17 protein-coding genes and 2 tRNA genes are annotated in these 21,793 nt (G+C 68.0%); 6 read left to right on the forward strand and 13 right to left on the reverse strand.

Going from position 1 to position 21,793, the window contains the following annotated elements; all coding sequences use genetic code 11:
- Window positions 1-191: 191 nt before the first annotated feature.
- The 4 genes from cls to ITJ49_RS05450 form a co-directional block, all read right to left on the reverse strand.
- The gene (gene cls, locus ITJ49_RS05435; protein ID WP_194602424.1) at window positions 192-1,655 is read right to left on the reverse strand and encodes a cardiolipin synthase; all 1,464 of its coding nucleotides are present in this window, start codon (window positions 1,653-1,655) and stop codon (window positions 192-194) included.
- A gap of 164 nt (window positions 1,656-1,819) precedes the next feature.
- Window positions 1,820-3,544 carry an ABC-F family ATP-binding cassette domain-containing protein gene (locus tag ITJ49_RS05440; RefSeq protein WP_194602427.1) on the reverse strand — a complete coding sequence of 575 codons (1,725 nt, stop codon included), beginning with the start codon at window positions 3,542-3,544 and terminating at the stop codon, window positions 1,820-1,822.
- A 56-nt stretch (window positions 3,545-3,600) separates the two neighbouring features.
- Window positions 3,601-3,957, reverse strand: coding sequence for a ribbon-helix-helix protein, CopG family (locus ITJ49_RS05445; RefSeq protein ID WP_194602431.1), 357 nt, complete (start codon window positions 3,955-3,957; stop codon window positions 3,601-3,603).
- Window positions 3,958-4,325: 368 nt separating this feature from the next.
- Window positions 4,326-4,976 (reverse strand): TetR-like C-terminal domain-containing protein, encoded by a 651-nt coding sequence (locus ITJ49_RS05450; RefSeq protein WP_194602434.1) that lies wholly within the window; start codon window positions 4,974-4,976, stop codon window positions 4,326-4,328.
- Window positions 4,977-5,178: 202 nt separating this feature from the next.
- Between ITJ49_RS05450 and ITJ49_RS05455 the strand changes: the two genes are divergently transcribed.
- Entirely contained in the window at window positions 5,179-6,033 is an 855-nt protein-coding gene (locus tag ITJ49_RS05455; RefSeq protein WP_194602438.1) for a bifunctional 2-polyprenyl-6-hydroxyphenol methylase/3-demethylubiquinol 3-O-methyltransferase UbiG, read from the forward strand.
- An 88-nt stretch (window positions 6,034-6,121) separates the two neighbouring features.
- A complete protein-coding gene (locus ITJ49_RS05460) occupies window positions 6,122-7,009 on the forward strand; it encodes an alpha/beta hydrolase (protein WP_370544380.1) in 888 nt (295 codons plus the stop codon).
- A gap of 126 nt (window positions 7,010-7,135) precedes the next feature.
- On the opposite strand, the gene ITJ49_RS05465 is transcribed toward ITJ49_RS05460, so the two are convergent.
- The 5 genes from ITJ49_RS05465 to ITJ49_RS05485 all read right to left on the reverse strand — a co-directional run bounded on the left by ITJ49_RS05465 (window position 7,136) and on the right by ITJ49_RS05485 (window position 13,571).
- Window positions 7,136-10,126, reverse strand: coding sequence for an esterase-like activity of phytase family protein (locus ITJ49_RS05465; protein ID WP_194602441.1), 2,991 nt, complete (start codon window positions 10,124-10,126; stop codon window positions 7,136-7,138).
- Window positions 10,127-10,288: 162 nt separating this feature from the next.
- A complete protein-coding gene (locus ITJ49_RS05470; RefSeq protein ID WP_084816042.1) occupies window positions 10,289-10,666 on the reverse strand; it encodes a PLD nuclease N-terminal domain-containing protein in 378 nt (125 codons plus the stop codon).
- Between the two features lie 28 nt (window positions 10,667-10,694).
- A complete protein-coding gene (locus ITJ49_RS05475) occupies window positions 10,695-11,417 on the reverse strand; it encodes an HAD family hydrolase (RefSeq protein WP_194602444.1) in 723 nt (240 codons plus the stop codon).
- A gap of 281 nt (window positions 11,418-11,698) precedes the next feature.
- Window positions 11,699-11,788, reverse strand: a tRNA-Ser gene (locus ITJ49_RS05480).
- Between the two features lie 412 nt (window positions 11,789-12,200).
- Window positions 12,201-13,571, reverse strand: a complete 1,371-nt coding sequence (locus ITJ49_RS05485; RefSeq protein ID WP_370544381.1) for an LCP family protein — start codon at window positions 13,569-13,571, stop codon at window positions 12,201-12,203.
- A 211-nt stretch (window positions 13,572-13,782) separates the two neighbouring features.
- Here ITJ49_RS05485 and ITJ49_RS05490 point away from each other — a divergent pair, with 211 nt between their 5' ends.
- The 4 genes from ITJ49_RS05490 (at window position 13,783) to ITJ49_RS05505 (ending at window position 19,138) form a co-directional block, all read left to right on the forward strand.
- Window positions 13,783-14,736 carry an EamA family transporter gene (locus ITJ49_RS05490; protein WP_194602450.1) on the forward strand — a complete coding sequence of 318 codons (954 nt, stop codon included), beginning with the start codon at window positions 13,783-13,785 and terminating at the stop codon, window positions 14,734-14,736.
- A 172-nt stretch (window positions 14,737-14,908) separates the two neighbouring features.
- On the forward strand, window positions 14,909-15,595 hold the full coding sequence (gene pnuC / locus ITJ49_RS05495) for a nicotinamide riboside transporter PnuC (protein ID WP_194602453.1): 687 nt from the start codon (window positions 14,909-14,911) through the stop codon (window positions 15,593-15,595).
- Between the two features lie 34 nt (window positions 15,596-15,629).
- Window positions 15,630-17,015 carry an AAA family ATPase gene (locus ITJ49_RS05500; protein WP_194602456.1) on the forward strand — a complete coding sequence of 462 codons (1,386 nt, stop codon included), beginning with the start codon at window positions 15,630-15,632 and terminating at the stop codon, window positions 17,013-17,015.
- A gap of 41 nt (window positions 17,016-17,056) precedes the next feature.
- On the forward strand, window positions 17,057-19,138 hold the full coding sequence (locus ITJ49_RS05505; RefSeq protein ID WP_194602459.1) for a VWA domain-containing protein: 2,082 nt from the start codon (window positions 17,057-17,059) through the stop codon (window positions 19,136-19,138).
- A gap of 348 nt (window positions 19,139-19,486) precedes the next feature.
- Here the strand turns inward: ITJ49_RS05505 and ITJ49_RS05510 are convergent, their stop codons facing one another.
- From ITJ49_RS05510 to ITJ49_RS05525, 4 genes are all read right to left on the reverse strand, one after another.
- A complete protein-coding gene (locus tag ITJ49_RS05510; RefSeq protein ID WP_194602461.1) occupies window positions 19,487-20,260 on the reverse strand; it encodes an SCO1664 family protein in 774 nt (257 codons plus the stop codon).
- The gene (locus tag ITJ49_RS05515; protein WP_194602464.1) at window positions 20,257-20,820 is read right to left on the reverse strand and encodes a DUF3090 domain-containing protein; all 564 of its coding nucleotides are present in this window, start codon (window positions 20,818-20,820) and stop codon (window positions 20,257-20,259) included. The genes ITJ49_RS05510 and ITJ49_RS05515 overlap by 4 nt, the downstream gene beginning before the upstream one ends.
- A 125-nt stretch (window positions 20,821-20,945) precedes the next feature.
- On the reverse strand, window positions 20,946-21,647 hold the full coding sequence (locus tag ITJ49_RS05520; RefSeq protein ID WP_194602467.1) for a histidine phosphatase family protein: 702 nt from the start codon (window positions 21,645-21,647) through the stop codon (window positions 20,946-20,948).
- A 31-nt stretch (window positions 21,648-21,678) separates the two neighbouring features.
- Window positions 21,679-21,763, reverse strand: a tRNA-Ser gene (locus ITJ49_RS05525).
- Between the last annotated feature and the right edge of the window lie 30 nt (window positions 21,764-21,793).

The raw sequence follows: 21,793 nt of genomic DNA on the forward strand, positions 1-21,793 counted from the left end.
CTGGCGCCGTCTCGTTTGGCTTCGCTAACCGTTTCACGCATCGCTCACCGTTTTTTCGGTTGGTCGTGCGTAAAACGGTGAGCGACGCTGCTTGCCTTCCAACTAGTCGCGTTTCGCAGGTTTAGTCGCGATAAAGCGCGACTAAATGGGCGAAACGCGACTAAACGCTGGCGGGCGGGCCGGAGCCGGCCCTACTGGACCGCGGCGGTGAGTCGGCAGACGTTGTCCAGGATCCTCGAGAGCAGGGGCCGGTCGAGCCACTCGACGAGCGACAGCTCTCGCGACTGAGCCCGGTAGTCGTCTTGCACCCGCGCGAGTTCCGAGACGAAGCGGCGGCCGCGGATCATCACCGACACCTCGAAGTCGAGGCTGAAAGAGCGCATGTCCATGTTGCTCGATCCGACGACGGCGACATCGGAGTCGACGGTGAAGTGCTTGGCGTGGAGCACGATGGGCTTGCGGTACAGGAAGATGCGGACGCCCGCGCGCAGCAGCGTCTCGTAGTACGAGCGCTGGGCGTGATAGACCATGAACTGGTCGCCGATTTCGCACGCGAAGAGCTGCACCTCGACTCCGCGCTGGGCCGCCGTCGTGATCGCATAAAGCATCGAGTCGTCGGGCACGAAGTAGGGGCTGACGATGACGAGGCGTTCTTGCGCGCCGTAGACGAGCGCGTTGAACAGGCGGAGGTTGTTTTCGCCCTCGAAGCCCGGGCCGGAGGGCACGATCTGGCAGTCGAGCGTGTCAGGCTCTGCCACGTTGTGGATCGGGTCGGCTTCGCGCTGCAGGAGTTCTTCGGTCTCGGCGAACCAGTCGGTGATGAAGATGGCGTTCACACCGGCGACCACGGGGCCTTCGAGCTTTAGCATGAGGTCTTTCCACCGAAGGTGGCGTCGCTTGTTGGAGGCCTTGTTGTAGTCGGGGTCGACGAGGTTCTGCGATCCCATGAAGCCGACGGTGCCGTCGATCACGACCACCTTGCGGTGGTTGCGGAGGTCGGGGCGGCGCCGGAGGACGGTTCGCGCGTTCACCGGCAGCATCGCGCGGTTGGGGATGCCGGTGCGCTCGAGCCACGCGAGGGTGTCTTTCGAGGCGGGGTTTCGCATCGTCGTCCAGTGGTCGTACAGCACGCGGACGGTGACTCCCCGCTTGTGCGCATCTTCCAGCGCCTTACAGAACTCGACCGTGGCCTTGTCGTAGGCGAAGAGGTAGAACTCGACGTGCACGTAGCGCTCGGCCTTGCCGACGGCATCGGTCATGGCGCGCATCGTGGTGCCGAAGTCGGCCAGGATGTGCGCGTCATTGCCGCCGACGAGGGGCATGGCGCCGAGCTTGCGGTTCAGGTCGACGACGGAGCCGAACCAGCGCGGCCAGCTCTCCTCTTTCGTCACGAGGTCGAGGCCCGATGTCGTGTCGATGATGAAGCCGTTGATCTCGGCCTGCTTTTCGCGGCGCCCCTTCGGCAGGAGGGTCGAACCGAAGAGGTTGAGCGCCATCACGCCGGGGATCGGCGCCGCGAAGATCGCGAGCAACCAGGCCAGCGCAGTCGTGGGGCGACGGTTGCGTGGTACCTGCATCACCGAGGTCACGCGCAAGAAAAAGTTGATCCCGACGACGATCTTGGCGATGGTCTTACCGAGGCTCTTCCACGTCATGGTCTGAGGCTAGCGCGGCGCGCGGAGTCGACAGGCTCGTCTGGCCGCAAAGCGCACGGGATCTGGCCTGGAAGCGACTGCGGTCGGACTGCGTCTACCCATTTGCGAGCGATCCGGGGTCGCGGTCACACCCGTTCCACCTGGCAGCGCACTGTGGCGGCGGATCACCCTGAAATCGGCCCCGGCACACACGCTCGCGCCTCCGACACCTGCCCGGCTTCCACCCGCCACTGCCGGTCGAGCCGAACCGTCTCGAGCATGCGGCGATCGTGCGTGACGAGCAGCAGCGTGCCCTCGTACGTGTCGAGGGCCTGCTCCAGCTGCTCGATCGCGGCGAGGTCGAGGTGGTTCGTCGGCTCGTCGAGCACGAGCACGTTTACGCCGCGCGCTTGGAGCAGGGCGAGGCCGGCGCGAGTCCGCTCGCCGGGTGACAGCTCGTCGACGGGACGCCCCACGTGGTCGGCTTTGAGGCCGAACTTCGCCAGGAGTGTGCGGACCTCCGCCTGGGTGAGATCGGGCACGAGACCCTCGAAGACGTCAGCCAGAGGGCGTGGGCCGGTAAACACGCTGCGCGCCTGATCGATTTCACCGACAGCGACGGAGGAGCCGAGTGACGCGGTGCCGGACGTGGGCTCCTGCGTGCCTAGCAGCGCGCGCAGCAGCGTCGACTTGCCGGCGCCGTTGGGCCCGGTGATACCGATGCGATCGCCGCCGTTGATCTGGAGCGAGACCGGGCCGAGCGTGAAGTCGCCCTGGGTGAACGTCGCTTCGGAGAGCGTCGAGACGACCGCTGACGACCGCGGCGCCTGACCGATCGTGAATTCGAGCTGCCACTCTTTGCGGGGCTCGTCGACCTCGTCGAGGCGGGCGATTCGGCTCTCCATCTGGCGTACCTTCTGCGCCTGCTTCTCGCTCGACTCGGACGCCGCCTTGCGCCGGATCTTGTCGTTGTCGGGTGATTTCTTCATCGCGTTGCGGACGCCCTGACTCGACCACTCGCGCTGCGTTCTTGCGCGGCCGACGAGGTCGGCTTTCGTCGCCGCGAACTCGTCGTAGGCGTCGCGCTTGTGCTGACGGTCGATCTCGCGCTCGTCGAGATAGGAGTCGTAGCCACCGCCGAACAGCCGGTTCGACGCCTGCGCGAGATCGAGCTCGAGCACGCTCGTGACCGAGCGGGCGAGGAACTCGCGGTCGTGGCTGACCAGCACGACGCCACCGCGGAGCCCGCGCACGAACTCCTCCAGCCGAGCCAACCCGTCGAGGTCGAGATCGTTGGTGGGCTCGTCGAGCAGCACGATGTCGAAGCGCGAGAGAAGGAGGGCCGCCAGCCCCACTCGGGCCGCCTGGCCTCCTGAGAGCGACGTCATCAGGGAGTCGGTGGTGACAGTGGTCGACGTGCCGCTGCCACTGCCACTGCCACTTCCGCTCCCGCCGATCGCGAGGCCCAGCTCGGCCAGCACGACGGGAATGCGCTCGTCGAGGTCGGCGGCCCCTGATGCCAGCCAGCGGTCGAAGGCGGTCGAATAGGTGTCGGCTGCCGCGTCGGAAACCGCAGGATCCGCGAGCGCGACCGCAGCAGCATCCATCTCCGCTGTCGCCGTCGAGCATCCCGTCCGCCTGCCGATGTAGTCGGCCACAGTCTCGTGCGGAACCCGCTCGTGCTCTTGCGGCAACCAGCCGATGAACGCGTCGGCCGGCGCGAGCGATACCGTGCCCGCGAGAGGTTGCTCGACGCCGCCGAGCAATTTGAGCAGCGTCGACTTGCCGGCGCCGTTGACGCCGACCACCCCGATCACATCGCCGGGAGCGACGGTCAGGTCGAGAGAGTCGAAGAGCGTGCGGGCGGCATAGCCTCCGGCCAGCCCCTTGGCGACGAGTGTTGCGGTCATGGATCTATCGTCCCATCCCGGGCGGGAACGCCGGGGCGGTTTTCCACAGGTGCGGGCTAGCTGACCAACTTGTGCTCGACGAGCAGTCGATGGATCGCTTCTCGAACCAGTTCGCTCTGACTCCGACCGCTCTCTTCTCCCAACCGGGTGAACGCGTCGAACTCAGCCTCGGAGATCCGCGCCCGAACCGTGGGGGACGCTCCTTTCGGCGCGGTACCGACTCGCGGCCGGCCTGATCTACGCATCGCTTCTTCGAGCGCGCTTTCGCTGCCGTACTGCTTCAGCATCAGGGACCGGCCCCGCCGGGCCGCCGCGGCGCCCGTCGCCGTGTCAGCCGCCGCAGGCATGGGCATCGAGGGATCGGTGAGACGACTCGCGAGCGCATCGAATTCATTGTCGGTGACTTCAGGCATTGCCATGCTCCTCTCGCCGACGACGAAACTTGGGGCCGAGCTCCATCGCGTGAAACACGACGGCCTCGCGTCCGTCGTCGTAAACAGTGACCAAAATCTCGATCTCTCGATCGGTGTGGGCGTGCGGATGGCCCAGGTATAACCAGACTTCACCCTCGTCGAGACTCTCTCCCGGCAATCGCTCGGTATAGGTCGCGTTGACGAGAGCGAAGATTTGATCAGTGCGGGGTATGCCGTGTTTGTCTGCAGAGTTCGTTCAACGGGGTGCCATGCCGTGCAACATAAATTGTAGCCGCTAATGACCGCTACGACTTTCCACAGGGGCGCCACAACCCCGGAGCAGGCTCGCGAGAATACGTACGGTCGCGTCAGCGACGCACGTGCAGCGGAATCCCCGCCGCGACGTCGCGCGCATCCGCCTCGGCATCACGCCCGATGCCGAGGATCGGCTCCACCACGCTGTCGATCACGCGTGCGACGAACGCCTCGTCGAGCGGCAACTCGCGCTGGGCGGCGTGCTCGACGGCGAGCGCGTGCACGGCACGGGTGACGAACGCCGCGTCGTACCGCACCGGTTCTGCCTCGCCGCGCGCCACCCCGCGTCGCACGACCACGGTCAACGAGCGGGTGCGCTCGGTGTGAGTCGCCGCGTCGTAGGCACGCCAGATGTCGGGATCGCGCGAGATCGCGGCGATGACGTGGCGGAACTCGGCTGGCGGGTATCCGATCGGGCTCACCCAGGTGCGCACGAGGGCTTCGAGGTCGGTGCGGAGCGCACCCGTGTTCGGGATCGTCGTGTCGACGTCGAACGCCGCCACCGCGTCACGGACCAGCGACCGCTTGTCGTCCCATCGCCGGAAGATGGTCGCTTTACTCGCCCCGGCCCGCTCCGCAACCCGGTTCATGGTGAGAGCCTCGATGCCGATTTCGGCGATTAACTCCTGCGTCACACGCAACAGCCGCTCTTCGACGAGAGGGTCGCGAGGCCGACCGACCTTGCGCGCTCCTCCGGATTCCACGGTCCAAAGCCTAGACCGCACCCCCGGCACGCCAGAGACCAAAGGATCCGGCGGCCCCGTTCCCCAGACAACCCCAAGGCCGCACCGACCGAATTCGCCCCGTCCCGCCGCTCGGCCCGCCTCAGGAGTCGACCTTGCGTTGGGGGCCAGCCCCTGGGATCCTGGTCGGCTGCCCTCTCGGGCCGCACCGAGGGGAGAGACCATGGACGCCACTGCCGATAGCGAGTGGACCGCCGCCAACCGAGCGAACTGGGATGACCGGGTCGAGCCGCATCTCGAGGGGTATCGCGTCGACCGCTTCGCCGCAGAGCCCGACCGGATCTCGGACGTCGTACTCGAAGACCGGCCGCTTCTCGAACCACACCTGCCGGGTGGCAGCGTCGCGGGTCTCCGGCTGGCGCACCTGCAGTGCCACATCGGCACCGACACTCTGAGCTGGGCGCGACTCGGCGCCGAGGTGGTGGGCGTCGACTTCTCCTCCGAGTCGATCGGGGCGGCCCGGCGTCTCGCCGACGCGTCGGGGCTCAGCGACCGCAGCTCGTTCGTCGAGTCGACGGTCGACGAGGCTCCCGCCCATGTGGGCGGCACCTTCGACGTCGTCTATACGAGCATCGGGGTGCTCTGCTGGCTCCGCGATCTCGATGCCTGGGCTCGCACGATCGATGCGCTCCTCGCACCGGGCGGCGTGTTCTTCGTGCGCGACGCGCATCCGCTCCTCAATGCGCTCGACGACGAGCGCACCGACGACGCTCTCGTGATCACGCGGCCCTACTTCGCGACCGGCGAGCCGCTTCGCTACGACGATCCGAGCACCTACGCCGGAGCGGAGGGCGCCCGCGTCGAGCACAGTGTGACCTTTGAGTGGCCGCACTCGATCGCCGAGATCGTGCAGGCGCTTCTCGGCGTGGGCTTCACGATGGTGGACTTCGCGGAGCACCGCACGCTGCCCTGGCAAGCGCTCCCCCAGATGGTCGAAGAGGCCGGCGCCTACGTGCTCCCGGCGAATAGCGATCGCCTGCCGTTGGCGTTCTCGGTGGTGGCGCGCAAGGGGGCGTGAGGAGGGGCGTGAGGAGGGGCCGGAGGGACGGCTGGTTTCGTCCTGGCGGATGACGTTCGGGCCGGATCCTGATCGCTAGCGTCGAGACGTGGGAATCACCAGGAGAACGCTGCTTGTCGGCGCAGGATCGACCGCCGCGCTCGTGGTCGCGAGCGGAGCTGCCGTCGAGGAACGCCTTCTGCCCGGGCGGTCGACGTTGCACCGGGTGCTCGGATTGAACGGTCAGCCGGGAGTCGTGCCGGCAGTCGAGACAGGCCAGGTCGTCAGCGGTTCGTTCCGGTCGAAGGCTCGGCTTGGGCGGGAGGTCGGCTGGTCGGTGGCGTACCCCCCGGGCTCGTCAGCGAGCGCAGAGCTCCCCGTGGCCATAGTGCTTCACGGATACAGCGGCACGCACGCCAACGCCTTCGGCGCCGGCCATCTAGGGCTCGACCGCTTTCTGGCGGCTCACGTCGATGGCGGTGGGCGCCCGTTCGCTCTCGCCTCGATCGACGGCGGCGACACTTATTGGCACCGACGTTCGACTGGCGAGGACGCCGGCGCGATGGTGGTGGACGAGTTCCTGCCCCTGCTCGCCGCCCGCGGTCTGGACGTGTCGCGGATCGGACTTCTCGGCTGGTCGATGGGAGCCTTTGGCGCGCTCCTCCTCGGGTCGCAACTCGGTCGGACGAGGGTCGCCGCGATCGCCGCGGACAGCCCGGCTATCTGGCATGAGGCGTCGCAGGCCGCCTCGATCGCGTTCGACGGTGCAGCGGATTTCGCGGCGCACACCGTGTTCGGTCGCCAATCGTCACTCGACGGGATCGCCGTGCGTGTGGACTGCGGAACGGGCGACGGCTTCTTTCCGGCCGCGCGCGATTACGTGGCCGGGTTCGCGTCGCCTCCTGCCGGCGGCTTCGAGCCGGGTGGGCACGATCTCGACTATTGGCGGCGCATGGCTCCCGCCCAGATCGCTCACCTCGGCCACCACCTCCCCTAGTAGCGCGAGGGGGCTCGAGGCACCCCCGGCTGGCCAGACAACCCCCGGATGCCAGGCTCATTCTGGCCATCCGGGGGTGCGTCACGGCCGTGCACGGGTACCGGGCACGGGCACCGGCACCGGCACCTAGCGGGGCAGCTTCACCAGGGTGTTCAGCACCCGCGTCGTCTGCAGCGGCCCGAAATTGTCGTCGCTGATGAGACTGATCTTGATGGTGCCGCCGGGGCCGCGACCGCTCAGCGCCATGCCCTCGAAGTTGTCGAGCAGCGGGTTGGCCTGTGACTCGAGCGCCGTTGCGCCCAACGTCGGCCCCTTGACGAGATCGGCCACAAGCGTCTTCGACAGGACCGCCGAGGCAGGCGCCGTCGACAGGTTCGCGACCCGGCTGACATCGGTCGCCCGCGCAAGCCCTGACACCGCGTAGAGCTTCACCGCATTGCCGCTGTCAGCCGCGAACGAGGCCTCCTCGACGACCAGGCGGTCGTCGTCGACGGCGACGATCTCGGGAATCCTCTGGCCCGCGCCGGCGCGGTAGCCGACCTGCTTCGTCAGAGACCAGGATCCGTGGCTGCTCGCCTTGTACACCAGCAACCGGTGCGATCGGGTGTCGCCGTTCGCCGACACGTCGCCCGACAGCGCCCCCTCCATTGCGGCCACGATCGTGCGCCCCGAGGGCGAGATGCTCAGCCCCTCGAGGGTGGCGTTCGAGGTCGCCTCTCCGGCGACGGCGGCACCGGCCAGTCCGGCACCGCTGAGGGTCGTCCCCGTCACTGCGAAGCGCCCAGGCACCCGCAGTTGCGACTTCTGGACTCCATCGCGGCCGAAGATTCGGATGGAGGGCTCGGTCTCGGAGCTGACGAGGTAGTCACCATTCGGCAGCACCGCGAGGCCCTCGTTGTCGGCGGTCAGCCCCGTGTACGGGTCGCCGGTCGGAGTCTTGAGCACCAGTGGGGCCCGAACGACGGCGGGCTTCGCGAGGTTCCGCCCGATGAACCAGATGCGCGACGGGTCGGAGGCGTGGTTGTCGACGGCAGAGATCCACGACTTCGAGCGCGAGTCGTACGCCAGCGACGACAGCCCGCCCACGGTCGCGCCCTGGTAGTTGAGCTTGTCGAGTGCGTCGGAGTACCCCGTCGCGACACCCTTCGGCGGAATGACGGCCGACTGCGGCTTCGGGGTACCGAAGAGTCGAACGACCTGCGGGTCGTGGTCGCTGACCTGGTCGGCGTACTCGGAGTTGGTGTGGATCACTTCGTATTGCGGGGTGCCGACGCCCTTGCTGACCAGGATGTGGTCGAGCACCTCGCTGACACCCTGGTAGTCGTAGGTGTACTGCTCGTTGGCGGGCAGCGTGGTGATGAGGTCGGTCAGCACAGTCTTGCCGTCGGCCTGGCCCGTCAGCGTCTTCATCGCCGGGCTGAACTGGTAGTCGTTCAGATCGCCGGCGACTACGACCGCGGCGCGCTTGTCGCGGGCGAGCACGGCGTCGACGAAGGAGTTCACCTCAGCGGCCTGGGCCTTGCGCTGCACCGCCGATGACTGCTCGGGGTACTGGAACCGCCCGTCTTGGCTCTGGTCGCCGCCTTTCGAGGCGAAGTGGTTGCCGACGACGAACACGCTCTTGCCCCGGAAGGTGAACTGCCCGACGAGCGGCTTGCGGCTCGACTTCCAGGCCGCGCTCCCCGGGTCGATGCGCCCCGGTGAGAAGGAGAGACCTGGCTTGCCGTGCGTGCTCGTCACCGCTGTCGCCGTCGTCGCTCGGTCGATGCCGCGTCGGCCGGAATCGACGAAGCTGACCCGCTTCGGGTTGAAGAGAAACACGATACGAATGTTGCCGCCCGGCTGCCCGCCGTCGGCGTCGTTCACGGGGTCGATGGAGCGGGTCGAATAGGCCGGCCCGCCAGCCGCCGTGATCGCGGCGGTGAGCTTGGCCAGGGTCTGGTCGGACGCCACTGTGCCGTCGTCGGTCGCTCCGGTGTTATCTTGCACCTCTTCGACCGTGACGATGTCGGGCGAGGCGAGGTTCGTGACGATTCCCCTGCCGAGCGCGGCGTACTTCGCTGCGGAGTCGGTGGGGGTGAGGTTCTCGACATTGTAGGTCGCGATCGACAGCTGGTCGCTCTTCGGCTTCGAGGCGACGGTCGGCTTCAGGTTCGCCGAAGCGACCGGGCCGAGGGTCGTCGCCGCGATGAGGTACCCGCCGTACTGCGAGTAGTCGATCGGCCCGACGGTCTCGCCGGTGAAGACGTCGCCGACACTCACACCCGGGTTGCTGCCGTCGGTCGGGACGACCTCGAGTCGGCCGGACGGCGTCGCGTTCTCCGCCGTGAGCAGCGCGCCGCCGCGCTTCGAGCGCAGTTGATCGGGCTTCGTGGTGATGTACTGCTCTCCGTAGGCGTCGGACGGACCGATGACGCGGGCGTCGTCGACCCGGACCCGCATTCCCTCGACCGACTCGTAGTAGTCGAGTGCGGAGCGCGACGGCGTCAGCGCTGTCGTCTCGATGTTCGCCCCGCCGAGGTCGGGCGCGTAGGTGGCGGGGACGGTCGTCGGCGTGATGACGATCGGTGCCGGAAGCTCGTTGCCCGAGGAGACGACAGTGGCCGTCGCCGAGGTCAGCTCGGTGACCGAGAGGTACGAGGTGGTGGCGAGCGTGGTGCCCGAGGCGATCGCGCGAAAGTCTTTCACAGTGGCCGAGACGAGAACCGAGTCGCCGACGCTGACCGTGGGGGCCTTGCCGGTATACACGAACACGCCCTCGCTCGTAAGGGGATCAGCGTCTGGTGCGGGATCCTGCACCCAATAGCCCCTGCTCAAACCGGTCGCCCTGATGGCCGTGACGATGCCGGGAACATTGTCGACTTTTTGCCCGTCGAGAGGCGAGATCCAGGAGGCGCCCTGGATGTCGTGGATACGGACGCTACCCGGCACGGTGGCAGCCGATGCGGGATCGCCGCCGGGCGCCGCTCCGACGAACACACCCCCGACGAGAGCCACCGCCCCGATCACCGCGCCGGCAACCGTTGCCCCCTTGCGCGCCACATGACGCACCGTGGGGCCGGGCTCGACCGGAGTCGCGCCGGCCATCGAATCGAAACCGACCTGTGGTTGTCGCATGACTCTCCCCTGAGAACCTCGAACGTGCTGGTTACAGACGATCAAAGCGCCTCAGGGTGAACCGCGGGTAGCCCCTCCACAGATTTCGTCCAAACTGGCCGAGCCGAGCGGCTGTGGAGCCGAGGATGGCGCCAGCGCCCGATGGGGACGTGGCGAGCGGGGCTAGGCCGGATCCTTGGGGTCGAGTTCGGCCTGGAGCTTCTGCAGCTTGGCCTGCTTCTCGTAGAACTCGATCTCGCGGTCGAGGTCGGCAAGCTGCTGCTCGGTCGTCGAAACCCGGTGGTGCCTCACGTCGACCGCAGTCGCGCCCGATCCGGGCGAGTGACGGCGTGCGTCGCCCAGCGGCACGTATTCGGGGCGCGGCCCGTAATCCCGCCCCGCGACGAACCACGCGATGCTCCCGATCACGGGCAGCACGACCACCAGGAGGATCCAGATCAGCTTCGGCAGATGCTGCACCTGCGAGTCGGCACGCGTGATGATGTCGATGAGGGCGGCCGCGACCAGTAGAAAATAGAACGCGGAAAGCACGAGGTACATGCCGCTGATTCTATTGAACTGCTGAGAATCAGCTATCCCCCGAGCGGGTGAGAGCGGTTGTGCCCCGCGGGTGACGTGAGGGCAACATCGCGAGGATTTCGGCGAGTTCGGTGACCGTCTCTCCAGACCACTCAGGATCCGCGGCACCGCCCTGATTGCCCGGGTGGTTGAGCCAGACAGCTCGCATGCCGAGGTCGGCCGCCCCGGGCAGCTCGGTGCTTCCGCCATCACCGACATAGACGCACTGCTCCGGCGCCACCCCGAGGGCATCGGTTGCCACGCGATACAGCTCGGCTGCGGGTTTTTTGATGTGGTGCACCGCCGAGAACGCCGCCACGTCGAAGCGCTCGGAGAGGGCGCTCTCCGGCCAGATCAGCGCCGTTTCGATCGAGCAGTCGCTGACCAGCCCGAGCGAGTAGCCGCGGGCGCGAAGCTCGTCGAGCACGTCGAGTGCCCAGGTGTCGGCGAGCAGTCCGGCGGTCATCTCGGTGCGTCGCCCGGCGGCGCGAGTGAGGTCGTCAGCGCTCGGCGACCCGCCGAGCCTCGATGCGAGAGTGGCCAGGGTCTCTTCGAGAGTGCCCAGCTGACCGAGGGTGCGTTCGCGGAATGTCTCGGCAATGGCGGTTGAGAATGCGTCGGGGTCGACGCCGAGATCGCGGGCCACTTCGAGTGACACGTTGTCGCGGAGTTCGCGGGTGCCTCCCGGGGCGAGAGTGCCGAAGAGGTCGAAGAGTACGGCGCTGTATTCCATGCTCACATCTTGTCAGCCGCGCTGCCCCGTGTCGCCGCGTGACTGTCCCCTTTCTGCGAGTCCGAGGCCACCCACATCAGCACATCAAGGACACTCACCCACCGCGGCAGGCTTCAACGCGGCGGGAGCGGCAAGTGGATGCACGGCCGCGGCCGCACGTCCGCGGAGCGGACCAAACCAGCACGCACAGCGCCGAAGGCGCGCGGCGCCGCGAGGCGCCCGAAGAAACTAGCGCTGGCGAGAGGTATGGGTGCTTGCACCCTTACACGGAGAATCCAGTGCGGAGCCGGTGGGATTTGAACCCACGGTGCCCAAAAAGGGCACTCCACCTTAGCAGGGTGGTGCACTAGGCCGAACTATGCGACAGCTCCTTGACGCCCGCTTCGCGAACGCACGGCCTCCACTATACCGGGTGCCGAGCGCGAACCGAGCCCATCGGATCCTCGGAGCCGTGTCCGCACTTATGCCCACAATTTTGCCCCCCGATTTGGGTGCGATTGTCCCCTTGTCCTCCTTTATGCGGACCCATAGAGTTTTGGTTACCAGCTGTTCACCCCGATGGTGAACCCCAAGGCCATGACCGCCCGAATCGGTCGAGGCCCACCAGAACGGCTGGTTCGCTCAGCAACGATGCTGTCGGCGCATAGCGCCCTGCGAGGCCGTTCACCCCTGATCTCGGCCTCGCAGGGTCTTCGCTCCCGCCTCCCCCGGGCGGTTGAGTGAGACACCGGGCCGCCCCGCGAGTTGGTTACTCGCGGGGCGGCCTTCTCTCGAGAACTTCGCCTAGAACTTGTAGGCCACCGAGCAGGTCTGGTCGGCTGCCGTCTGCCCGGTGAGGCCCGAGATCTCGGTCGCAGCCGGTGCTTTCGTCGCCGGGGTGGTGGGGGTGCTCGATGGCGTCGACGGAGCCGGTGGTGACGAGGATCCGGCCGCCCCGCCCGAGGAACCCGTCGACCCTGCGGCTCCCGACGACTCCGACCCGATGCCGGTGGAGCCCTTCGGAATCGTGAATTGCTTGTCGGCTCTGATCGAGTCGAAGAGCAGCCCGGCCGTGGCGACATCGGGCTGGACCTTGCCGGCGTAGACACCCGTGCCGCCGGTCGACCCGGGGTACTGCACGAAGTTCACGTTGCCGAGCGGGAGGTCTTTGAGCGCCAGCCCGATCTCGATGAGCGTGCTGGGGTTTTTCAGGCTGTTGGAGAGGACCATGTTGCTCGTCGCGGCGCGAGCGAGCTTGTACAGCTTCGTCGGGCTCGACAGGGTGCCCGCCGACTTGATCGTGCGGAGCATCGACGAGAGGTAGACCTGCTGGCTCGAGATGCGGCCGAGGTCGGAGCCGTCGCCGATTCCGTGGCGGGTCCGGAGGAAGGCGAGTGCCTCGTCGCCCTGGAGGGTCGAGGTTCCGGCAGGGAGGTTCAGGTCGGTGTAGGGGTCGGAGATCGGCTTGTTGACGCAGACCGGCACCCCGCCGATCGCGTTCGACATCTCGATGACGCCGTTGAACGAAATGAGCCCCGCGAAGGGGATGTCGAGGCCGGTGAGGCCCTTGACCGTCTGCACGACGCAGTTGAGCCCGCCGTACGAGTAGGCGGAGTTGATCGGCTGAGCGCTCATCGCGCTGTTCGTGCCGCTGCCGTCTTCTTTCTCGCAAGCGGGGATCGGTACGACGAGGTCGCGCGGGATGCTCACGGCCGTCGCGTTCGTGTGGTCGGCCGAGACGTGCAGCAGGATGTTGACGTCGTTGAGGGTCGCGTCACGCTTGCCGAACTCGGCCGTGCTCTGCTTGGCGTCGTTGTCGGTGCCTACGACTAGAATGTTGAAGCCGCCCTCGTACGCTCCGATGCCGGTGCCCTGGAGCGCGGGCTCGGTTTCTTCTCCGGTAAGTGCGACGCCGTCGCCGATGTCGCTCTGGATCTGCTGGAGGGCGATCGCGCCGACCGAGACGCCGCTGACCAGGACGACGGCCGCGCCGACGGCGATCGTCTTGAGCACGAAGCCGGCCGGGCCACGCCGGCGGAGGCGACCGTGACGGGCGAGGCCGTCGGTGGCAGCGGGGAGGCCCGGCGAGGCGGCGGCAGCCTGGCGGGCTGCGGCTTCTTCATGCGCTCGGCGAGCGGCCCGACGGGGGCTCTCGGAGCGGTGGTTGTCGCTCACAGGGGTCCTTTCCTTCGGCGGCGGCGCGCTCCGGAGCCCGGGGGCCCTGATGCTGTGGCCGGACCCGAATCCGTACCGCAGAAGTCGCGCCGCTCGGTGGCGGCAAGGGTTGCGATTGTAGCGGGAGGGCCTGGCGTCCTGTCGAGCCCTCCAATCCAATTGGTCGCCATTGGCGCTGTCATCGCCTGCCCGAGGACGACATGATGAGGGCATGTCTCCCCGCGACCGCCTTCTCGCCGCTCTCGTCGCCGTCGCGTGGGGTCTCAACTTCCCGGCCACGGCACTGGCCCTCGAGCACTACCCGCCCTTCTTCATGGTGGCGCTCCGGTTCGCGCTTCTCGCCGTGCCGACGATCTTCCTGATCCCGAGACCGGCCATTCCGGTTCGCTGGCTCCTTGCGGTTGGCGGCTGCCTCGGGATCCTGCAGTTCGCTTTCCTGTACCTGGCGATGAATGCCGGGCTCGCGAGTGGCCTCGCCTCGATCGTGCTGCAGGCGTCGGCGCCGTTCACCGTGGTGCTCGCCGGGTTCCTCCTCGGCGAGCGCATCACGAAGCGCCAGGCGATCGGCATCGGCATCGCCGTGCTCGGGCTTCTGGCGATCGCCCTGCACCGGGCGCAGGTCGCGGCGATCCTGCCCGTGCTGCTCGCGCTCTGCGCCGCCCTCGGCTGGGCGCTCGGCAACGTCGCCTCTCGCCGGGCCGCCGCACCGAATCCTCTGCACCTCACCCTGTGGATGTCGGTCGTTCCGCCACTGCCGATGCTCGCCCTCTCGCTGCTGTTCGAGGGCCCTCGCCGCATCGCCGAGTCGCTGGCGACCGCGTTCACGGCGGAGGCGCTTCCGGCCCTCGGCGGCCTCCTCTACGTCGTGATCATCGCGACGATCGTCGGCTACGGCATCTGGAACACACTGCTGTCGAAGTACCCCTCCAGCACGGTCGCCCCGTTCTCCATGCTGGTGCCGGTGATCGGCGTGCTGGCCTCCTGGCTCGTCTTCGGCGAGATCCCCGACGGGATCGAACTCTTCGCCGGGGCGTTCGTGGTCGGTGGAGTGCTCTTCGCCAGCTACCGGCGCCGGACCAAGCGCGCATTACCCGGTATGACCTCGCCCGATGGGAATGGCACGGGGCCCGTTAGTGTTTCGTCAGAAGCTTCAGGGACGGTGTGATTCCGTACCGGCGGTGACAGCCCGCGAACCCCGTGCGATCACGGGGCCGAATCGGTCAGTCGCTCTCGTTCGCGGGGGCGATCATTCCGGTGCCGACAGTGGGGCGGACGACCTTTTCGAGGCCGTCCGGCTCAGACAGTCTGGATGAGAGAAGCTCCCCCACAGGAGAACCATGAGCGCCATCCACTGGCTGTTCGACGCCACATTCACGATCCACGATCAGACCGTCCTCTGGCGCGAGGTGATCGGCAACCTGTTCGGCCTCTTCTCTGCCCTCGGCGGCATGCGTCGCAAAGTGTGGGCCTGGCCGATCGGAATCGCGGGCAACGCCCTTCTCTTCACCGTCTTTCTCGGTGCGGTCTTCGAGACGCCCAACCCGGTCAACCTGCTCGGGCAGGCCAGTCGGCAGATCATGTTCATCGTCGTCTCGATCTACGGCTGGTACCGCTGGAAGCACGCGCGCGACGGCGGCGGAGACGCGGTCGAACCCCGGTGGGCAGGTGGCCGGGCGCGGATCCTTCTCGTCGTCGCCCTCATCGGCGGCACCGCGGTCGTGACACCGGTCTTCACCGCTCTCGGCTCGTACTCGCCGGTCTGGGCCGACGCGTGGATCTTCGTCGGCTCGCTGCTCGCCACCTACGGCATGGCGAAGGGCTGGGTCGAGTTCTGGCTCATCTGGGTCGCCGTCGACGTGGTCGGCGTGCCTCTGCTTCTCGGCGCCGGCTACTGGGCGTCGGCGATCATGTACGTCTTCTACGGGGCCTTCACGCTGACCGGATTCTTCGTCTGGGCGCACACCCGGCGCGTGGCAGCGGTGCCGGTGCTGCCCGATCCTGAGCCGGTCCCCCTCGCCCGCTAGGTCGTTGTCGGGGGTCGGGCGTACCGTTGCGCGCATGACCAGCCCTTCGCTCACAACGGTCGGCGAGCTCCGTGCTTCGGGCCACGCCCAGAAGACCGTCCGTGCCGAGATCCGAGACAACCTCCTAGACGCCCTCCGCGAGGGCCGAGACCCGTGGCCGGGGTTGCACGGCTTCGAGTCGACCGTGATCCCCCAGCTCGAGCGAGCGCTCATCGCGGGGCACGACATCGTGCTTCTGGGCGAGAGAGGGCAGGGCAAGACGAGGATCCTGCGGACCCTGTCTGGTCTCCTCGACGAGTGGGCGCCGGTCATTGCCGGCTCCGAGCTGGGCGAGCACCCCTACGAGCCGATCACCACGGTGAGCATCCGTCGAGCCGCGGAGCTCGGCGACACTCTGCCCATCGAGTGGAAGCACCGCAGCGAGCGCTACGTCGAAAAGCTCGCGACGCCCGACACGAGCGTTGCCGACCTGATCGGCGACGTCGACCCTATGAAGGTGGCCGAGGGCCGCAGTCTCGGCGACCCCGAGACGATCCACTTCGGGCTGATCCCGCGGAGCCACCGAGGCATCGTCGCGATCAACGAGCTGCCCGACCTCGCCGAGCGCATCCAGGTCGCAATGCTCAACGTGATGGAAGAGCGCGACGTGCAGATTCGCGGTTACGTGCTGCGCCTGCCCCTGGACGTCCTCGTCGTGGCCAGTGCGAACCCCGAAGACTATACGAACCGCGGCCGCATCATCACGCCGCTGAAAGACCGGTTCGGCGCTGAGATCCGCACGCACTACCCGACCGAGCTCGACGACGAGATCGCCGTGATCCGGCAGGAGGCCGAGCTGGCCGCCGAGGTGCCCGACTACCTGATCGAAATCCTCGCCCGATTCACCCGCAACCTCCGCGACTCGAGCGCCGTCGACCAGCGGTCGGGGGTGAGCGCCCGGTTCTCCATCGCGGGCGCCGAGACCATCGCCGCAGCCGCTCTCCACCGGGCGACCCGGCAGGGCGAGCCCGAAGCGGTCGCTCGACCGGTCGATCTCGAAACGGCCGTCGACGTGCTCGGCGGCAAGATCGAGTTCGAATCGGGCGAAGAGGGGCGCGAAGATGAGATCCTCGACCACCTGCTGCGCACGGCCACGGCCGAGACGGTTCGAGCGCACTTCCGCGGGCTCGACTTCGACGTGCTCGTCTCGGCGATCGAGAACGGCGTCATGGTCACGACCGGCGAGCAGGTAGCCGCTCGCGACTTCCTGGCGGGGTTGCCGTCGCTCGGCGAATCCGAGATCTACGACGACATCAGCGCACGCCTTGACGCCACTACCGACGGCCAGCGCGCCGGCGCCATCGAGCTAGCCCTCGAGGGCCTGTATCTCGGCCGTCGCGTGAGCAAGGAGTCAGGCGGGGGCGAGACGATCTATGGCTGACACCCTGCTCACTCCCGTTGACCAGGTGCGGACGGTACCGCATGCCTAGAGCAAATCGGCGTCTCACGCGCGACTCTCGCTATGGTCGCTACACGGGTGGGCCGGATCCTTTGGCTCCCCCGGCCGACCTGACCGAGGCACTCGACGCGATCGGGCAAGACGTGATGGCCGGCTACTCGCCCGAGCGGGCCCTCCGCGAGTTCCTGCGCCGTGGTGGGGCCGACCGACCCGGGCTCGACGACCTAGCCCGCCGGGTGGCCGAGCGACGCCGTGAGCTCACCCAGAAGAACAACCTCGACGGCACGCTGCGCGAGGTCAAGGAGCTGCTCGACAGGGCCGTCCTGGCCGAGCGAAAGCAACTCGCCCGCGACGCCCTACTCGACGACACCGACCGCACCCTCGCCGAGATGCAGCTCGACAGCCTGTCGCCCTCGCCGGCCGCGGCTGTCAGCGAGCTCAGCGACTACTCTTGGCAGAGCGCCGAGGCCCGTCAGAGCTACGACAAGATCAAAGAGCTACTCGGCCGCGAAATGCTCGACCAGCGGTTCGCCGGCATGAAGCAGGCGCTCGAAGGCGCCACCGAAGCCGACCGCGAAGCGATCACCGCGATGCTCGGCGACCTCAACGCTCTGCTCGACGCTCACCGCGAGGGCAACGACACCCCCGAGATGTTCGACGACTTCATGGCAAAGCACGGCGCGTTCTTTCCTGAGGGGCCGCAGAACGTCGACGAACTGATCGACGCTCTGGCCGCGCGCGCCGCCGCTGCTCAGCGCATGCGCAACTCAATGACGCAGGAACAACGAGACGAGCTCGACGCCCTAGCGCAGCAGGCGTTCGGCTCCCCCGATTTGATGCAGGCACTCGGGCAGCTCGACGGCAACCTCCAGTCACTCCGACCCGGCGAAGACTGGGGCGGCTCCGAGCGGATGGAAGGCTCCGAAGGGCTGGGGCTCGGCGACGGCACGGGCGTCTTCCAAGACATCGCCGACCTCGACGCCCTGGCCGACCAGCTGGCCCAGTCGTCGAACGGCTCACAGCTCGACGACCTCGACCTCGACGCGCTCGCCCGTCAGCTCGGCGATGCCGCATCGGTCGATGCCCGCGCCCTCCAGCAACTCGAGAAAGCACTGCGCGACTCGGGCGCGATCCAACGCGGCACCGACGGCCAGCTTCGACTCACCCCGAAGGCCATGCGCCAACTCGGCAAGGCTCTGCTCCGTGACGTCTCGGAGGCGCTCTCGGGGCGTCGCGGCAACCGCGACGTTCGACGCGCCGGCGCAGCGGGCGACCTCTCGGGCGCCTCGCGCGAGTGGGAGTTCGGCGACACCGAACCATGGAACGTCACCCGCACGATCACGAACTCAATTACCCGCACGGCCGGTGCGGGGCTCCCTGCCGGCTCGCACGTGCGAATCGAGGTCGGCGACATCGAGGTGCTCGAGACCGAGGCTCGCACTCAGGCCTGTGTCGCCCTCCTCGTCGACACGTCGTTCTCGATGGCGATGGAAGACCGCTGGGTGCCGATGAAGCGCACCGCTCTCGCGCTTCACACGCTCATCACGAGCCGGTTCCGCGGCGACGACCTGCAGCTGATCGGCTTCGGGCGCCAGGCCGAGGTGATGGAGATCGAGAAGCTCGTCGGGCTCGAGGCCATGTGGGACAAGGGCACGAACCTCCACCACGCGCTCCTGCTCGCGAACCGCCACTTCCGCAAGCATCCGAATGCCCAACCGGTGCTGCTGATCGTCACCGACGGCGAGCCGACCTCGCACCTAGAGCCCGACGGCGAGGTCTACTTCAACTACCCGCCCGATCCGCTCACCGTCGCCTACGCCGTCCGCGAGCTTGACAACTCGATGCGGCTGGGCGCCCACACGACGTTCTTCCGGCTCGGCAACGACCCCGGCCTGGCGCGCTTCATCGCGTCGATGGCCAAGCGCGTCGGCGGCTCCGTCATCGCGCCGGAGGCCGACGACCTCGGCGCCGCGGTGGTCGGGTCGTACCTCGGGTCGCGGCAGGCGGGTGGTGCGGGCGGGTACGGGGCTGGCGGGTTCGGGGCTGGCGGGTTCGGGGCTGGCGGCCTCAGCGACTATCCCGGCCGTTTTGGTGGGCTGTTCTAGCCGCGTGCGGCGCTGAGAACCGCCCGATCGGCACAGACCCGCCTCGTCGGCCTCAACCCGCACCCTAGGCGCGACGTTTGTGCCGCTCGCGCGGGTCTGAGCCGCTCGCGCGGGTCTGCGCGGCGCCGAGTGCCGCCTAATGCTGCAGCGGACAGACCCCGCCCGACATTTGCCGCCACTCGCGGCACGGCGCGGCGGCAGTCCCCGCGCCGGGCGGCCGAGGCCCGGCGTGGCGGCGGTCGCAGCGCCGGGCGGCCGAGGCTCGCACGAGGCCCGGTGCCGCGACCGCCGCCGCGCCAAACGGAACCGTCGAGGCCCGGTGCCGAGACCGCCGCCGCGCCAGAGGGGCTAGAACAGAGGCCAGGGCACGGCCGGCATGTGCCCGTGCGGCGCCGGGAACCGACCCCGGGCGAGAAGACCATCGCAGCGGGCGGCCAGCGCTTCGACTTCTCGCACGCTGAGCAGCCCGTCGAGCGCTGTGCGGAGTTCGCCGCCGAGACCCTCGCGGATCCTCGTGGCGCCTGCCCGCTCGTCGTCGCTGAGTTCGTCGTCGATCCACCCCCACAGCACCGTGCGGAGCTTGTGCTCGACGTGAAAGGTGAGGCCGTGGTCGACGCCGTACCGGTGGCCGCCCGGCATCGCCAGGACGTGCGCCCCCTTGCGGTCGGCGTTGTTGACGAGCACGTCGAACACAGCCATGCGACGGAGCGCAACAGTGTCTTCGTGGATCAGCGACACCGGCCGGTCTTCTTCGTCGTCACCGTCGAAGACGTGACGCCACCCGTCGCCCGGCACGGCGTCGGTCGGAACAAGATCGACCGGGTCTTGCTCAGGATCGATGTCTTGCCAGAGCTGCACCATACCTTCGCCGAGCGGGCCCTGGCCCAGCCACGTGTGCGGCACGATGTTCCAGCCGAGTGCCTCTGACACCACATAGGCCGCGACTTCTCGGTGGGCGAGGTTGCCGTCGGGGAAGTCCCATAGCGGTTTTTCGCCGGCGATGGGCTTGTAGACGACGGCCGTCTCGCCGATTGTGCCGAGGAAGGTGGCGTTCGACGCCGTTCGGATGCGGCCGGCGAGCTCGAGCTCACCGACCGGCGGTTCGACGGCGTTCGTGGTCACAGCAGGTCGTCGAGCGGAGGGCAGGTGTGCCCTTCAGGATCCATCGGGGTTGCGCACAGAGGACAGAGCGGCCGACCCGCACCCACGACTTCGATCGTGCGCTTGGCGAATGCCCGCGCAGTGCCCACGGGGATCTTGACCCGCAGCACCTCGCTCGGCGGTGTCGCCTCGCCGAACTCGTCGCTGTCGTCGAAGCCGTCTTCGGAATCGTCGTAGGGGTACGCCTCGATGACGACCTGAGCGGTCGAGGGATCCCACCCCAATGTGATCGCCCCGATGCGGAACTCGGGCTCGACGGGCTGGTCGAGCGGCTCGTTGTCGACGAGCTCGATCGGCGTTGTGGCGGGGATCGTGATCGGGTTGCCCTCGGCGACCATCAGCTCGTCGAGGATCTCGTCGATCTTCGCCGCGAGAAGCTCGGACTGCTGCTTTTCGAGCGCGACACTGGTGACTCGCGAACCGGCGCGGGCCTGGAGGTAGAACGAACGGGCTCCGGGCTGGCCGATTGTGCCGACCACCAGCCGGTCGGGCCAGTCGAATCCGTGGACGATTGTGGGCATGCTGTCATCCTACGAGCGTCCGCCGACACTGGTTCGCAGTCGGGTTGACGGTCGAGTTTCACGAGCACCTGCAGCGTGATTGGCGGGTGCGCGAGTGGCCCGCCGCGCTGGCCGAACGGCCTGTCTCAGGCGGCCGGGTGCCCCGCGCCGCCGCCGACTGCGGCGTCGGCGTCCGGCTTGGCGACGCGCAGCCAACTCAGATCGCCGGAGTCGGTGTTCGTCGCCATGACTTCGGGTCGGCTCGATCCGTAGCGAATGATCGAGACCGAGGCCGGGCCCACGCTGATGCGCTGGAACAGGTCGAGATGCATACCGAGGGCATCCGCCAGGATCGACTTGATGATGTCGCCGTGACTCACCGCCGCCCACACCGCCTGCGGCCCGAACTCAGCCTCGAACGCGGCGTCGTGCCGACGGATCGCCGCCACCGATCGCGCCTGCATCACCTGCATCGACTCCCCGCCGGGGAACACGGCTGCCGACGGCTGCGACTGCACGACCGACCACAGCTTCTCGCCCGCCAGCTCTTTGAGCGGCCTGCCCTGCCAGTCGCCGTAGTCGCACTCGGTGATCGCTCGGTCGAGCGGCGTCTGCGGGTCGAAACCCTGGGCTCGCTGCGCCTCTACGACGAACTTGGTCGTCTGACGACACCGCTCGAGAGGGCTCGAGACCACGCCGACGAGGGGAACATCAGACAGGCGCTCGGCGGTGCGGAAGGCCTGCTTGCGTCCTACATCGTCGAGTCGCACGCCAGCGGTGCGCCCGGCGAGGATGCCGCTCGCGTTCGCGGTGGTGCGCCCGTGCCGCACGAGGATCACTGTGGCCATTTGATCGACTCCGGCTTCTGGTCTGCTGGTGCGGAGGGCGTGGGATTCGAACCCACGAGACATCTCTGCCCACTTGTTTTCAAGACAAGCTCCATCGGCCGCTCGGACAGCCCTCCCGGGCGCGACCCTCGAGTCGCGACCATGAC

Source organism: Frondihabitans sp. VKM Ac-2883, from assembly GCF_015350875.1.
Classification (GTDB): Bacteria; Actinomycetota; Actinomycetes; order Actinomycetales; family Microbacteriaceae; genus Frondihabitans.